This window comes from Marinobacter sp. DUT-1, from assembly GCF_050379415.1.
Taxonomy (GTDB): Bacteria; Pseudomonadota; Gammaproteobacteria; order Pseudomonadales; family Oleiphilaceae; genus Marinobacter.
In genome coordinates this window covers 749,082-762,803 of record NZ_JBNRLS010000001.1, presented here as the reverse complement: position 1 = coordinate 762,803, position 13,722 = coordinate 749,082, and the positions used below count along the sequence as shown (strand labels likewise).

Below are 13,722 nucleotides of genomic sequence, written 5' to 3'. Positions count from 1 at the left end.
AAGTCGGGCAACCTGAAAGTCAGTCCCCTGAATGTTCATCAAGCGTTGTCGGCGTACGCCCCAGGCAGGCCGGCGCAGGAGCAGGATGGTGGCTTTTCAATTTAAAAATGGACTGAGTGGTGCTGCCGGCACCGTGTTGTGGAGCCGTCTTGGGATTCTGGTGTTGTTGTGCCTGGCCCTTGTGGCCGGGCCGGTCTATGCCGCCGAGCCGGCAACCGGAGGCCAGGAAGAATCCGGAGAATCTGCAGCGGGCGTGGCCCTGGATCGCATCATCGAGACCCCCTTGTCCGTCCGGGAGAGCCGGGAGCGGGCGCAGCGGGCGGTGAACGAGTTGTCCCGGGATATCCAGGATCTCAAACAGACCGTGGTCACCCTGAACAAGGATCTTCGCGTGCTCGAGGAAGATCTGCTGTTCCCGGCCAACACCCGGTTCCACGTTTTCGTTTCCCTGAATGTCGGTGAGTATTTCCGCCTCGAAGGTGTCGAGTTGCGCCTGGATAACCGCGTGGTGTCCACCTACCTGTACAGCGCCGAAGAACGCCAGGCCCTGGCGAAGGGCGGCAAGCACCAGCTGTATCTCGGCAATCTGAGCCCGGGTCAGCACACCCTGTCCGCATTTTTCGTCGGCCAGGGGCCCAATGGCCGCGAGTACAAGCGTGGCAGCAGCCTGAGATTCACCAAGGAGCAGGGCCCCAAGTTCGTCGAACTGGCCGTGGCTGACTCCGAAGCCCGTCAGCAGCCCGAATTCACGGTTCGGGAGTGGTAAGCCATGATTCTCCGGCGCGCACTTCAGCAGGCAAAATCCCTCCGGACGGTGGCGGCACTGATGCTTGCATTACCCTCCGCAACGATGGTTTCGGCTTCCGAAACTGAAGCCCGGGATCTCAAGTACGGAGCGGTCCTCTTCCAGTACTACCAGCAGAACTACTTCGAAACCCTGGTCGAGTACGCCTGGGCCGAGGAGCATGGTGGCATCGCCAATCACGGCACCTACCCGGAACTGCTCAAGGGTGGTGTCAGTCTGTCCTATGGCCTGGATGAGCAGGCCGAGTCCATCTTTGACCGCCTCGCGGAGAGTAACCTCAGTGAGCCAGTGCGCAACCGGGCCCGTTTCTTCCTGGGCAAGATGCAGTATCTGCGTGGTGAGGCCGACACCGCTGCCCGCAACCTGAATCGGGTCCGCGGTGAGCTGCCCGATAGCGTCGATGCCGAGTACCGCTACCTGGCGGCACTGGTCAATGTGAAGCTGGGTTACCTGGATGCCGGCAAGGCGGTGGCCGATACCATCGGCGAAGACAGTCCCTACGCGCCCTATTTTTACTTCAATCTCGCCATTGCCCTGGAAGGGCAGGGCCGCACCAGCGACGCCATCGGGGCCCTGAACCGTGTCCTGGAACTCAATGACGGATCTGCCGAACTGCAGCGTCTGGCAGACCGTGCACGCATGGCTCTGGCCCATGTCTACGCCAGCCACGAGGACAGCCTGAACGCAGGATTGCAGCTGGCCAGCATCAACACCACCGGTGCCTACTCCAACCGAGGCCTGCTGGGCGCCAGCTGGATGGCGATCAATGCCGGCGAATTCCGGCGTGCCCTGGCGCCGCTTGATGTGCTGACCACCCGCTCCCGGGCTTTGCCGGAAGTGCAGGAGGCGATTCTTCTGCGCCCTCACGTGTATGAACGCATGGGCCTGGAGGGGCGCGCTGCCAAGGATTTCATTGCTGCGGACCGTCAGTTCCGGACCACCCTGAGGGAGCTTCAAGCCGCGCGGGAGGCCTTGCAGGACGCCGATGTACTGGAACTGTTCGTCCGCAACCTCGATGACGTGCTGGACGAGAGCGACTGGTTCGGCAAGGCACCGGCGGTAGCGGTCAACCGCCTGTCCCCGTTCCTGGTGGAACTGATGTCGGACCACAGTTTTCAGTCCGTACTGAAGGATCTGCGGGATCTGTACGCCATCCGCAACAACCTCGAGCGCTGGAAGGAGCGCCGCTCCGACTTTGACACCATCATGGCCGCCCGGGCCGGTAGTGCCGGTGGCCCGAGCCATGGCGACCGGGTGCGCCTGATTTCCCGATCCCTGGCGGATGCCCGGGATCGGCGCGAGGCGTTGAATGCCCGCCTGGCCGGACTGCCGGAGGACAAGCGCGAGTCCATCGAGTGGTTGCTGGAGGAACTCACCTTCGAAATCACCCGGGCCGAGAGTGCGCTGGCGGCCCTTCAAGGCAGCAAGGCACTCTCGGATAACAGCTATTTCCAGCAGTCGGTCAGTCGCATGATGGCCGAGGTCGACGCCCGACTGGTCCAGACCGAGGGCCTGATCGCACGTCTGGAAGACGTCATGCTGGCGTTGGTGGCCACCGAGCTGGATATCCACGAGCAACGGCTCAAGCAGTACCAGGTCGAAGCGCAGCTGGCCAAGGTGCGCATTCTGGACCGGTCCCTGCAGACACTGAACCCGGATGAGGAAGTGCCTGCCGATCCAGGTCCAGAACAGGCGCAAAGCCAACCGTCTCCAGAGGAGGGAAGCGGCGATGAAACGATCTAGTCTCCTCATCCTGGCGGTCATGGTCAGCGGCTGCGGCACTTTCCAGAACCCCTCGACCATTGCCAGTCTCCAGAAAGAACAGAAGCCGCTGGAGGATGTACCCCTGCCGAGAGTGATGCACGAAGACGTGCGTCGCGAATACCGGGAACTGCTCGAAACCATCGAGGATCGGCGTCTGTACGAGCAGATCGAGCGCCGCATTGCCAGCGTGTACATGCTGGAGGGCGACTACGATCAGCTTCGTGGCGTGATGCCGGGCGAGGATGGCTACTTCCCGGAAGCGATTACCGCCTATCACCAGCTGCTCAACAAGTACCCCGATTCTGAGCGCAATGCCGAGGCCATGTACCAGCTGGCCAAGGCCTATGACCTCGATGGCCGCGACCAGGAAGCCAAGGCTGTGCTGGAGGAATTCATTACTGAACATCCGCACTCACATCGGCTGGCGGAGGTGTATTTCCGCAAGGGCGACATCCACTTCCGGCATGAGGAGTACGAGCAGGCGGAACAGGCTTACCGTTCGGTGGTGGCCATCGGTGAGGAATCCGCATTCCTGAACAACTCCTGGTACCTGCTTGGCTGGTCCCAGTACAAACTGTCGGATTACGACCAGAGCCTGATGTCCTTCTCCCGTGTCCTCGACCGGCTGGTGCCCGACGACGGCAAGATCGAAAAGCTGGACAAGGTTAACCGCTCCCTGGTGGATGACACCCTGCGCATCATGAGCGTGGGGCTGGCCTATGCCGGCGGCTCCTCGAAGATCGACAGCATGTTTGCCAACCGGCCGGAGGCGAAGAAATACACCTGGATTCTCTATTCCAGCCTTGGCCAGCATTACCTGGAGAAGGAGCGGTATGAGGATTCGGCGTCCTCGTTCCGCGCCTTCGTGGTGCAGAACCCGGATTCCGAGCGGGCGCCGGAGATGCATGCCGAGATGATCCGTGCCTATGTCGATGGCGAGTTCTCCCAGCAGGTGCTGCCGGAGAAAGAGAACTACGTGCGCAACTACGGTGTTCATTCCGAGTTCTGGAAGACCAAGCCAGCGGATGTGAAAGCCAAGGTTATTCCCAACCTGAAGACCTTCATCGACGAACTGGCCCGGCACTACCACGCTACCGGCCAGCGCCTGACCCGGGAGCTGGCGGATGGCGCGATCAAGGCGTCAGCCGTGGCAGCTACCGAAGCTTCACGCCAGACCAGCTTCCTGAAGGCGGCCCGGTTCTATGGCGAGTTCGAGCAAACCTTCCCGAACGATCCGAAAGTTCCGGAAATGGTCTACATGCGCGCCGAAGCTGCCTTCGATGGTGGCGATTACCCCACCGCCATCACCCACTACGAGCGCACCGCCTACGAGTTCGGCAACTCCGAATTCGGTGCCGATGCCGGCTACGCCGCCATCGTCGCTTACCAGAAAGAGGCCGAGCGTTTGATCGCCCAGGCGGGTGAGGACAACGAACGGCTCCGTGACTGGCGCAGCAAGGGCGTGGAGAGCCAGCTGCGATTCGTGCAGACCTTCCGTGATGACGAACGCTCCGGTGCCGTGCTGGCAAAGACTTCGGAAGAGCTGTTCGCCCTGGGCCGTTACGAAAAAGCCCTGGAAGTGGCCACCAGCATCGTCAGCAAGGCCGGCGAGGTGGATCGCGAGCTCAACCGCACCGCCTGGGGTGTCATTGCCCACAGTCAGTACGAGCTGGCTGACTTTGCCGCGGCCGAGGAAGGCTACCGTAACCAGTTGCGTTACATCGACCTGGACGATCCCGAGTTCAAGGCGGTTACCGAGCGCATGGCGGTCACCATCTACAAGCAGGGTGAGCAGGCCCTGGCCGCCAAGGACCTGGAAGGCGCCATCGACCACTTCCTGCGCATCAAGGCGGTGGCTCCGAAGACCGATGTCCGCGTGGTGGCACAGTTTGATGCCGCCACCCATCTGCTGACCCTGGAGGAGTGGGAGCCGGCGCTGACGGAAATGCTCGAACTGCGCCGCCTGTTCCCGAACCACAAGCTGGCGAAGGACCTGGACCAGAAGATCGCCTGGACCTACGAGCAGGACGAGCAGTGGCAGATGGCCGCCACTGAGTACGAACAGATCTACCGGACCGACGACCGCGCCGACGTACGCCGGGATGCCCTGTTCCTGGCGGCAGAGCTGTATGAGAAAGCCGGCAACGAGGACCAGGCCCTGGAGTACTTCAAGAAGTGGGCCTTCGACTACGAGGAACCTTTCGATACCCGCATGGAAGCCCGTTACCACGTTGCCTACCTGTACGAGCGCCGGGACGACTACCACCGCCATCTGTACTGGTTGCGCCGGGTCATCGACGGCCACAACAAGGCCCCGGAGAACTGGCAGTCGGACCGCTCTGCCTGGCTGGCAGCCTGGGCCAACAACAAGTACGGCGACTACTGGCGCATCGAGTTTGATCGCGTGCGCCTGAAGCACCCGCTAAACAAGAGCATTCCGCGGAAGAACGAGAAGCTCAAGAACGCCCTGGACCGTTACCAGCAGGCGGCCGACTACGGCGTGCTCGATCAGACCACCCGGGCCACTTTCAACATTGCCGATCTCTACGGCCAGTTTGCTCGGGAGCTGATGGACGCGCCGCGGCCCAGCGGACTGAGCCAGCTCGAAGCCATGCAATACGAGCTGGTACTGGAAGAACAGGCCATTCCGTTTGAGGACCTGGCCATCGAGGTGCACCAGGCCAACATCGAGCGCTCCTGGAGCGGCACATTCAATCCCTGGATCGAGCGGAGTTTCGAGGCGATGGCCAAGCTCAACCCCGCCCGGTTCGACAAACAGGAAGTAAAGGTGGCGTATGGCGATGGCATCCGTTAAGGCATCCACCCCGGCCGCGTTGCTGGTGCTGGCCCTGCTCCCCGGTTGCGCCGGCGTCCTGCCGGTCAAGCAGACCGAATCCGGGCCGAAAGTGGTCGAATCCGGGCCCGCCGAGAAAAAGGCGCAGGCCGATCCGGCCGAGAGCAGCGGCGGCGTGTTCCTGCCGCAACAGGCCTACGATGCCGAGGGCAAGAAAATTCCCTATGTGCCGGCACCGAACCCGTACACCCAGCAGCCGGCGCCGGTCCCGCCGGCCGCTCAGGCGGCTTTTGCCCATGCCATGGCGTTGATGAAAGACGGTGATTTGCGGATGGCCCGCAAAGGGTTCTGGGCCATGACCAAGGACTTCCCGGAGCTTTCCGGCCCCTGGGTAAAGCTGGCCGAGCTCGCCGAACAGCGGGAGAAGCCCGAAAAGGCCCGGGAGTACTACCAGAAGGCCCTGGAGGTCAACCCGGCCAACGTCAACGCCTACCTGAAACAGGCGATGTTCGAGCGGCGCCAGGGTGAATTTGCCAGGGCCCGGGACGCGTACCTGGAGGCCCTGGAAACCTGGAACGACTTTCCCGAGGCGCACCTGAATCTGGCCATCCTCTATGACCTGTACATGAACCGGCCGGAGGAGGCCCAGCCCCATTACGAGGCCTACGACTTCCTGACCGGTGGCTCGGACCCGAAAGTGGCGGACTGGCTCATCGAGATCCGTCGCCGCACCGGCATTGAAACCAGTTTCATCGATAACCCACCGCCGGAGCCGGAGGTACCTGCCGAACAGGGCGCTGAGGGCGAGGCGGTCTCAGCGGACGCCACCAGCGGGGGATCCCCGGAAACCGAAGAACAAGGCTAGGAGAGTGTCATGGGAATACTGAATCCAGGGGCCGGCTGGCTCGTTGCGGCGACCCTGTGTCTGGGTGGGGCGATTGCGGCTCCGGCCAGCGCCCAGGAGTCCATCGATCTGGAGAGTACCTTTGTCGGGGACAAGGAACAGCCGTCGGTGAGTTACTTCATCCCCTGGAAGCCACCAGAGGGGCCGGACAACCTGTACCGCTCGATCACGTCGGTGTCCGGCCGGGTATTCGAGGTGGTGGATCGGGACATACACGCCCGGACCATGCGCTTCTACGACGAACTTTCCCTGGAGGCCCCAGCCGGGCCCTCGGGGCAAAGCACTAACTGAAAATCTGCAACCGAACGAAAAGAAAAGTCTGGAGACCTGCCATGAACGTTTACACAAGCATTGTTTCATTCTTCCAGGAAGGCGGCGCTTTCATGTTCCCCATCGCCCTGGTGCTGTTTGTCGGCCTGGCCATTGCGGTGGAACGCTGGGTATTCCTCAAGCGGGCCTACCAATCCAACCGGTCCGCCTACAGCGAACTGTTGCCGCTGATGAATGAAAACAAATTCGATCAGGCCGAGCAGGCGGCCCAGTCCGGCAACTCCGCGATCTCACGTCTGATTTCCGTTGGTCTCGACACCATGCGAGCCTCCCCGCGCCGGGATGACATCCACGCCGCCATGCAGGAAGGCGTGATGGAGAGCATTCCGCGCCTGTCCAAGCGCACCAACTACCTGTCCATCCTGGCCAACGTCTCCACCCTGCTGGGACTGCTCGGTACCATCATCGGTCTGATCGCCGCCTTTACCGCCGTGGCCAACGCGGATCCGGCGGACAAGGCTACGCTGCTGTCCCAGTCCATTTCCGTGGCCATGAACACCACGGCCTTCGGCCTGATCGCGGCGATCCCGCTGCTGCTGATCCACTCCCTGCTGCAGAACAAGACCCTGGAAATCGTCGAGAGCATCGAAATGGCCGGCGTAAAGGCCCTGAACACCATCGTTCGCAGCAACCGTCGCGCTGTTAACACGCGTGAGTCTGACGCCTGATCACAGCGGGTAATTCCTTATGTTTACAAAACGCAGAGAACAGGAAGAGGCGGATATCGACATCACGGCGTTCATGAACCTCATGATCGTGCTGGTGCCGGTACTGCTGATGAGTATGGTGTTCAACCATATCTCGATTCTGGAGCTCAATCTGCCCGACCTGACCGGTGCCCAGACCGCCAGTGCCGAAGAGAACCGGCAGCTGGAAGTGGTGGTTCGGCAGTCCGGCATCGAGGTGTATTACCCCAGCGGTAATCTGGTCAAGACCATCGACAAGATTGAGCCTGAGGCCGAGGGCGAGGAAGCCCGCCACGATTTCCGCACCCTCTCCGAGGTGCTCCAGGAGATCAAGCGCCGGCTTGCAGCGAAGAACATCGCCAAGAACGATGCCTTGTTGTTGTCCGAGCCGGGCGTCACCTACCAGTCCCTGGTGTCCACCATGGATACCCTTCGGGTCGCCAAGACCGTCGTGGTAACCGATGCGGTGGATGTCGAGCTGTTCCCGGAGATCTCCCTGGGGGATGCGCCCAAGAAGGGAGGTAAGTCATGAACGCGAACGACAAGTTCACGTCCTTCGGCCTCCAGAGCAGCGCCAAGACCTTCATGAAGCCGGCCAAGCTCAACCTGGTCTCGCTGATGGACATCTTCACCATCCTGGTGTTCTTCCTGCTGTTGAACTCCGGTGCCAACCAGCTGATCAAGGTCAACGACGTTTCCCTGCCGGACTCCACCGCAGAGGAACGCCCGAAGGAGACCACCGTGGTCACGATCACCGAAGACGACATCCTGGTGGATGGCCGCCCGGTCGCCACCCTGGATGAGGTGATCGCCTCCGACGGCCTGATTGATGGCCTGATGGAAGAGTTGACGTTCCAGGCCAGCAAGCGCACGGAACTGACCGAGCGCGAGAAAAGCCTGGGGCGTGCGGTGACCATCCTCGGTGACCATGAAATCCCCTACGCGCTGCTCAAGCGGGTCATGTTGACCTGCGCCAAGGCGGACTATCGGGACCTCTCCATGGCCGTTTCACGGGTATCCGGCAGCAGCGGCGCATGACAGGAGGGAATCGATGACAGCAATGACAGCAACACCTTACGACTTTTCATTGCCCTGGGACGCTAGCGGTGACGAGGACAGCCGCTTCAAACGCATTCTCAAACGTTTGTTGCTGCTGCTCCTGCTGCTGGCGGTGATTTTTCCCTGGCTGCCGCTGCCGGAAATCGATCGGGAGGAAAAGGAGCGGGTACCCCCGACCCTGGCCAAGGTCCTGATCGAGCAACGCAAGGTGGCCCCGCCACCTCCGCCGCCCGAGCCGGTGAAGCAGGAAGAGAAAACCGAGCCCACCGAGGCCAAGAAGGCGGCTCCGGAGCCGGCACCGGCCAAGGAAGTGAAAAAGGCCCGGGAGAAGGTTTCGAAGATGGGCGTCGCGGCGTTCTCCAAGGAACTGTCAGCCCTGCGCAGCTCCACTAACGTCGCCAAGCTCCAGGCCGAAAACACAAACGTGAAAACTGGCGCCGCCGCCAAGGCCGCCCGCTCGGTACTGGGGGCCACTTCGGCCAACAAGACCAGTGGTGGGGTGAACAGCTCGGTGATGAACGATACCGGCTCCGGTACCCAGCTGGCCGGGAAAGGCTCCACCGCGGTGGAAAGCCCCATCGGCAATGGCTCCGGTGGTGGCAGCGGTGCCAGTGGCAACGGTGGCTCACGCAGCTCGACGGTGGCCGGTGGCCGGGACATGGAATCCATCCGGCGGGTCTTCGAGCAGCACAAGGGGGCCATCTACGCGCTCTACAACCGGGCATTGCGCAGCGATCCCGGACTGCAGGGCAAGTTTGTCTTCCACATCGTGATCGAGCCGGACGGCAGTATCTCCGACATAGAGCTGGTGGACAGCCAGCTGGGGGATCAGCGCCTGGAGCTGAAACTGCTGGCGCGGATCCAGATGATCTCGTTTGGCCCGGAAGACGTGGCGGCCACCCCCGTCAATTACAAGTTTGATTTCATGCCTGGTTGATGAAGGCACCGGGCCCGGCCTCCGCCGGGTACCGGTGCAACGGATGTGCAGGTGGAGAGAGACATCATGATCGGATTTAGCAGCGGATTGCGCCTCCTGGCCCTGGCCAGCCTCGGACTGGTCGGGCTGACCGGATGTTTTGAGGGACAGATCAGCGAAGGGCAGGAGGAAATGCTTTCCGACCAGCCCTTTGCCTATGTGGTCCGGGACTACCCGGACATGGGCGAGACCGCCTCGGTCAATGCCCGGCCACCGCTGGACCCCCGAGCGCCATACGCGTTCAAACCCGGGGCAAAGCTGATGGTGCGGGACCGCATTGCTCTCAGTTCGGACGAACGCCATGTGCTGGCGGGGTATTTCGGCGGGGACTATGACGTCAAGGATCTGGATGTCTCGCCGGACGGCGAGCGCATGGTCTTTGCCGCCCATGGCCCGGCGGACAGCCCGGACAACTTCACCTGGAACATATTCGAGTACACCTTCGCCACCGGTGAGGTGCGACGGATCTTCGAAGACGATCTGGTGGCCAATGCGGGTGAGGACACCAACCCCACCTACACCAACGAAGGCCGGATCATTTTCTCCTCCAGTCGCCAGCACTCCCGGGGCGACTGGCAGAAGCTTGACCTGCGCGAGTACCTGGAAGACTTCGACGAGCCGGCCTCGCTGCTGCACTCGGTCAAACCGGATGGCAGCGAACTGGTCCAGATCACCTTCGGTGCATTTCACGATATCGAGCCCAGCACCATGAATGACGGGCATGTGGTCTTCATCCGGTTCGGCCGCATCTATGAAACCCTGACCGACTGCACCCTGGAAAACATCGACGACCCCAACTTCAACCAGCACCCCCACGGCGGGGGGTATGGTCAGGGCAATGGTGGTGGCTTCCCCTCCGGCCTGGAGGATCCGAAGGAATGGACCGTAGAGGATAAATGCAGCGCGTCCCTGGCTGGTGAAGTCGAAGGCGAGCGGGTGTTCGTGGAAGACGTGCTGAGCATGTACCGCATCACGCCGGCCGGCGGTAACGTGCACCGTTACTTCGGCAGCCTGAGCGAGGAGTTCTCCGACGCCTCCTTCATCCATTACATGGACCCGATTCCCCTGGATGACGGCAACCTGCTGACAACCATGCGCCATATCTACAACCCGATTTACGGCGGCGATGTGGTGAAGATCAACAGCAAGAATTTCTTTGCTGTCGGCAAGCCCGTAGACGAGAGCGTGATCGGCGAAGCCGAGGAGTCCATGACTCCCGGGCTGGTCAACTTCTACCCCAACCAGGTGTCCCCGAACGGCTGGTACAGCGCCGTTGCGCCATACAACGATGGCTCTGCCCGTCTGCTTGCCAGCTGGGCCCAATGCCTGACCACCGATGGCACCACCAGTACTCCCTGTGAGGGCAGCGCCACCACCGAGAATCTGGGTGAGCCCCGATACGGCATCTGGATGGTGGACCCCATCGAGAATACCCGGCTGCCGGTGGTCCAGGGCCACAAGCAGGCTCTTTATACCGACATCGTCATCGCCGATCGTAACGAGCTGGCCGAGCCCTACACCGGTGAGCGCCATGACCTGCAACTGGAAGACAACACAGCCCTGTTCGAAATCCGCAGCATCTACGATATGGACGGCGCCGACATGGCCGAGCTGTACGACGGCGGCATCGAGACCCGCCGCGATCCGAGCTTGACCCGTCCAGACGATCGCTCCGAACGCTTCATCCGGGTGGTTGGCGTACGCCAGATTCCCCCGGAACTGGAGCAGGCCATTCTGACCGACGAGATCCTGAACCCGCCCGATGGTCCGCAGCCGCCCCTGGGTCTGACACCGCTGGTGGGTTCCGGTAACCGCATTCTCTACGATGTTCTCTCTTATGCCATGGTCGAGCCGGACGGCTCCGCCATGGTCAAGGTACCGGCGGACACCAACTTCAGCTTCGAGGTGGTGAACAAGTACGGCAAGCGGGTGGATCTGATTGCCGCGCCGGATTACAACTACAACTACCTGATGCAGCATCCCCAGCCACTGCGCCTGGAGGAGGGCGAGAAGCTCAAGTGCTATGGCTGCCACGACCCGGAAGTGGACATTCCCCACGCCCGGACCGATGTCGAACTGGCCTCCGCCAACCCGGGCGCGCCGGGTGATGGCATGCCGTTCCCCAATGCCAATCCGCAGATCCGGGCCGTGAAGTGGAAAGACACGATGGCGCAGGCACTGGTGGACTCCCTCCAGGGCCTTCAGGCCACCTGGGCGGACACCATGCATTTCGAGGATTTCTGGACCAATCCACCCGATCCATCCCTGGCCTTCGAAGTTCGCTACAGCGGACTGACCACACCGAAACCGGTCACGGATCCGAGCTGCCTGACCAACTGGACGGCGGACTGCAAGGCCACCATCAATTACCAGGAGCACATCCAGCCGATCTGGCGGGAATGCCGGATCAACCCGAACACCGGCAATACCACGTCATGCCAGAATTGCCACACCGCCGCCGAACAGGGCGGAAAGCCCTGTCCCGGAGACTCCGGTAGTGGCGCCTCGAACGGCCTGTTACTTGGCGACGGCCATGCCTCCTGGGATGGTCGCCAGCTCGAGTCCTATGTCGAGCTTTTCGAGCCGGACTACTACATCCGCGAGACCGAGACCGGTGATTGGGTCGAGGTGGACAAAACCAACCTTGATACCGAATGCCCGGACGGCATCCAGGGCGACATGACGGTCCTGCCAGACCCGGGCGTATGCTTCGCCCGTCGCTTGATGAGTGGTCGTGGCGCCATTGCCAGTGCCCGCTTTTTCACCCTGTTTGATGACGATCCGGATGACGACGAGTACGAGGTGGAAACCGCGGAAACCGATGCCATCCGGCAGAGCCACATGGGCATGCTCACCGAAGCCGAGCTCCGCCTGATTGCGGAATGGCTGGATACCGGCGCGCACATCTACAACGACCCGGACAAGTTCGAATTCCCGACACAATAAAAGAATAAGGAGACGTAACGTGACCATTGCTGTGACCCAGGAGGATGTAATTGAACTGGATCGATGGAGCGTGCCAGACCTTGAAATGCAACGGGACGGCTGGAGCGTCCCGCCCCGGGACAGCTGGCGGATTGACCGCCGGCTGCGCCAGACCCGGGTATCCGCGAAAATCAGCACACTGTTTACACGGTTCAGCAGCCATTACCTGCTGATCCAGACCAACCGGCGCAAGAAAGACCTGCCGGAGCAGGTGATTGACCTGACCTTCGTCCAGGAAGAACCCAGGGAGATCCGGGATTACCGGCTTGGCCTCTGGCTCGCCGGCGCCATCTGCATGACGGTGCCAGCCGCCCTGTATTCGGTATTTCCGGCACCGTTGCCCTGGCTGATTGCACCGCTGGTGCTTGCGGTTATCTTCATGTCCCTCGCCGTTCGCACCACCCGGCATGTCTTCGAGTTCCGGGCCCTGAACAGCGATGTGGTGTTATTCACCATCGACGCCCGCACCCCGAGCCGGGAGCAGGTGGATTCGTTCCTGACCGAGCTCCGGGAAGGCATACTCCGTGGCCAGCGGCAGCTGCCCGAGGGCAAGCGGCGAATTCCCCTGGCTGTCGCGGAAATGCGCCGGCTGGCGGAAGCCGGGGTTATCGGAAAAGACGACTACGAGCAAATCAAGCGCAACTGGTTTTCCATGTGATCGGGAAGTGAAGATTGTGATGAGGGCAGGGACCGCCGCTCTCACCCCATCAACCCGGAGATCACAAACCAGAAGGTGCCCAGAGTGATCGATGTCGCGAACAGTGCCAGCAACCCGTCCCGGGCGATCATCGCCAACCCGAACGCCATCAGTGCCAGCCCACCACCATTGGCGCTGAACGGAACCACCTCCATGGTGGGCATCGCGAGCGCCACGGCCATACACACCAGCGCCATCAGATATTGCCCCGGGCCCCGGGTGAGCCAGACCAGGCGCGGCCTGGTGTGCCGATCCAGATAACGCGCCGGCTTCTCGACCCAGTCCAGCCCCTTGGCCAGTTTGGCCTGTTCCAGCTTTCTAGTGGCAAGAGTGGGGGGCAACCAGATGGAATGACGCCGGAACAGTAACTGCCCGAGCGTCAGCAGCACCAGCAGTCCAAGCAGGGTGGGTACACCGGGAATGTCTCCAATCAGCGGTGCAACCACAACCAGGCCCGCCACCAGAGCGACGGGGCCGAAAGATCGCTCGCCGACGGCATTCAGGATGTCCGCCACCGATACCTGGGCCTGACCATCGGTGTGGGTGCGCAGGCGGTCCAGCAGTTGCTCGAGATTTTCCGGATCGTCCGGCTGGTTCATGGGGCTACAGAGCCTTCCAGTAAGAATTCGTTCTCAACCCTATCCGGAAGATAGCCGTAGTTCATTGGGGAAATGTTACGAAGCGCACAGGGAGACCGGAAGGGGCAGCCAAAGGATCGCTAA

The 13,722-nt window shown here is 61.7% G+C and carries 12 protein-coding genes; 11 read left to right on the top strand and 1 reads right to left on the bottom strand.

What is annotated here, in order from left to right:
- Positions 1-88 precede the first annotated feature (88 nt).
- From ACQUTG_RS03510 to ACQUTG_RS03460, 11 genes are all read left to right on the top strand, one after another.
- Positions 89-766 carry a hypothetical protein gene (locus ACQUTG_RS03510; protein WP_428918056.1) on the top strand — a complete coding sequence of 226 codons (678 nt, stop codon included), beginning with the start codon at positions 89-91 and terminating at the stop codon, positions 764-766.
- Between the two features lie 3 nt (positions 767-769).
- Complete coding sequence (locus ACQUTG_RS03505; RefSeq protein WP_428918055.1) at positions 770-2,548, top strand: tetratricopeptide repeat protein; 1,779 nt, start codon at positions 770-772, stop codon at positions 2,546-2,548.
- Positions 2,535-5,384: a tetratricopeptide repeat protein gene (locus ACQUTG_RS03500; protein WP_428918054.1), complete on the top strand. Its 2,850-nt coding sequence runs from the start codon at positions 2,535-2,537 to the stop codon at positions 5,382-5,384. Before ACQUTG_RS03505 ends, ACQUTG_RS03500 begins: the two co-directional genes overlap by 14 nt.
- The gene (locus ACQUTG_RS03495) at positions 5,371-6,228 is read left to right on the top strand and encodes a tetratricopeptide repeat protein (RefSeq protein ID WP_428918053.1); all 858 of its coding nucleotides are present in this window, start codon (positions 5,371-5,373) and stop codon (positions 6,226-6,228) included. Before ACQUTG_RS03500 ends, ACQUTG_RS03495 begins: the two co-directional genes overlap by 14 nt.
- A 9-nt stretch (positions 6,229-6,237) precedes the next feature.
- The gene (locus ACQUTG_RS03490; RefSeq protein ID WP_428918052.1) at positions 6,238-6,558 is read left to right on the top strand and encodes a hypothetical protein; all 321 of its coding nucleotides are present in this window, start codon (positions 6,238-6,240) and stop codon (positions 6,556-6,558) included.
- A 41-nt stretch (positions 6,559-6,599) separates the two neighbouring features.
- Entirely contained in the window at positions 6,600-7,265 is a 666-nt protein-coding gene (locus ACQUTG_RS03485) for a MotA/TolQ/ExbB proton channel family protein (RefSeq protein ID WP_343812066.1), read from the top strand.
- Between the two features lie 19 nt (positions 7,266-7,284).
- Complete coding sequence (locus ACQUTG_RS03480) at positions 7,285-7,815, top strand: ExbD/TolR family protein (protein WP_092003823.1); 531 nt, start codon at positions 7,285-7,287, stop codon at positions 7,813-7,815.
- Positions 7,812-8,321 carry an ExbD/TolR family protein gene (locus ACQUTG_RS03475; protein ID WP_428918051.1) on the top strand — a complete coding sequence of 170 codons (510 nt, stop codon included), beginning with the start codon at positions 7,812-7,814 and terminating at the stop codon, positions 8,319-8,321. The genes ACQUTG_RS03480 and ACQUTG_RS03475 overlap by 4 nt, the downstream gene beginning before the upstream one ends.
- A gap of 13 nt (positions 8,322-8,334) precedes the next feature.
- Complete coding sequence (locus ACQUTG_RS03470; protein ID WP_428918050.1) at positions 8,335-9,279, top strand: AgmX/PglI C-terminal domain-containing protein; 945 nt, start codon at positions 8,335-8,337, stop codon at positions 9,277-9,279.
- A 66-nt stretch (positions 9,280-9,345) separates the two neighbouring features.
- Entirely contained in the window at positions 9,346-12,264 is a 2,919-nt protein-coding gene (locus ACQUTG_RS03465; protein WP_428918049.1) for a hypothetical protein, read from the top strand.
- A gap of 19 nt (positions 12,265-12,283) precedes the next feature.
- A complete protein-coding gene (locus tag ACQUTG_RS03460) occupies positions 12,284-12,961 on the top strand; it encodes a hypothetical protein (RefSeq protein WP_428918048.1) in 678 nt (225 codons plus the stop codon).
- 41 nt (positions 12,962-13,002) lie between these two features.
- On the opposite strand, the gene ACQUTG_RS03455 is transcribed toward ACQUTG_RS03460, so the two are convergent.
- Positions 13,003-13,599 (bottom strand): exopolysaccharide biosynthesis protein, encoded by a 597-nt coding sequence (locus ACQUTG_RS03455; RefSeq protein WP_428918047.1) that lies wholly within the window; start codon positions 13,597-13,599, stop codon positions 13,003-13,005.
- Between the last annotated feature and the right edge of the window lie 123 nt (positions 13,600-13,722).

What these genes read in the sequence shown, in the direction of transcription:
- ACQUTG_RS03495 (WP_428918053.1), top strand. Translation starts at nt 5,371, where the DNA reads ATGGCATCCGTTAAGGCATCCACCCCGGCCGCGTTGCTGGTGCTGGCC.
- ACQUTG_RS03485 (WP_343812066.1), top strand. Translation starts at nt 6,600, where the DNA reads ATGAACGTTTACACAAGCATTGTTTCATTCTTCCAGGAAGGCGGCGCT.
- ACQUTG_RS03505 (WP_428918055.1), top strand. Translation starts at nt 770, where the DNA reads ATGATTCTCCGGCGCGCACTTCAGCAGGCAAAATCCCTCCGGACGGTG.
- ACQUTG_RS03475 (WP_428918051.1), top strand. Translation starts at nt 7,812, where the DNA reads ATGAACGCGAACGACAAGTTCACGTCCTTCGGCCTCCAGAGCAGCGCC.
- ACQUTG_RS03465 (WP_428918049.1), top strand. Translation starts at nt 9,346, where the DNA reads ATGATCGGATTTAGCAGCGGATTGCGCCTCCTGGCCCTGGCCAGCCTC.
- ACQUTG_RS03455 (WP_428918047.1), bottom strand. Translation starts at nt 13,599, where the DNA reads ATGAACCAGCCGGACGATCCGGAAAATCTCGAGCAACTGCTGGACCGC.
- ACQUTG_RS03490 (WP_428918052.1), top strand. Translation starts at nt 6,238, where the DNA reads ATGGGAATACTGAATCCAGGGGCCGGCTGGCTCGTTGCGGCGACCCTG.
- ACQUTG_RS03470 (WP_428918050.1), top strand. Translation starts at nt 8,335, where the DNA reads ATGACAGCAATGACAGCAACACCTTACGACTTTTCATTGCCCTGGGAC.
- ACQUTG_RS03500 (WP_428918054.1), top strand. Translation starts at nt 2,535, where the DNA reads ATGAAACGATCTAGTCTCCTCATCCTGGCGGTCATGGTCAGCGGCTGC.
- ACQUTG_RS03480 (WP_092003823.1), top strand. Translation starts at nt 7,285, where the DNA reads ATGTTTACAAAACGCAGAGAACAGGAAGAGGCGGATATCGACATCACG.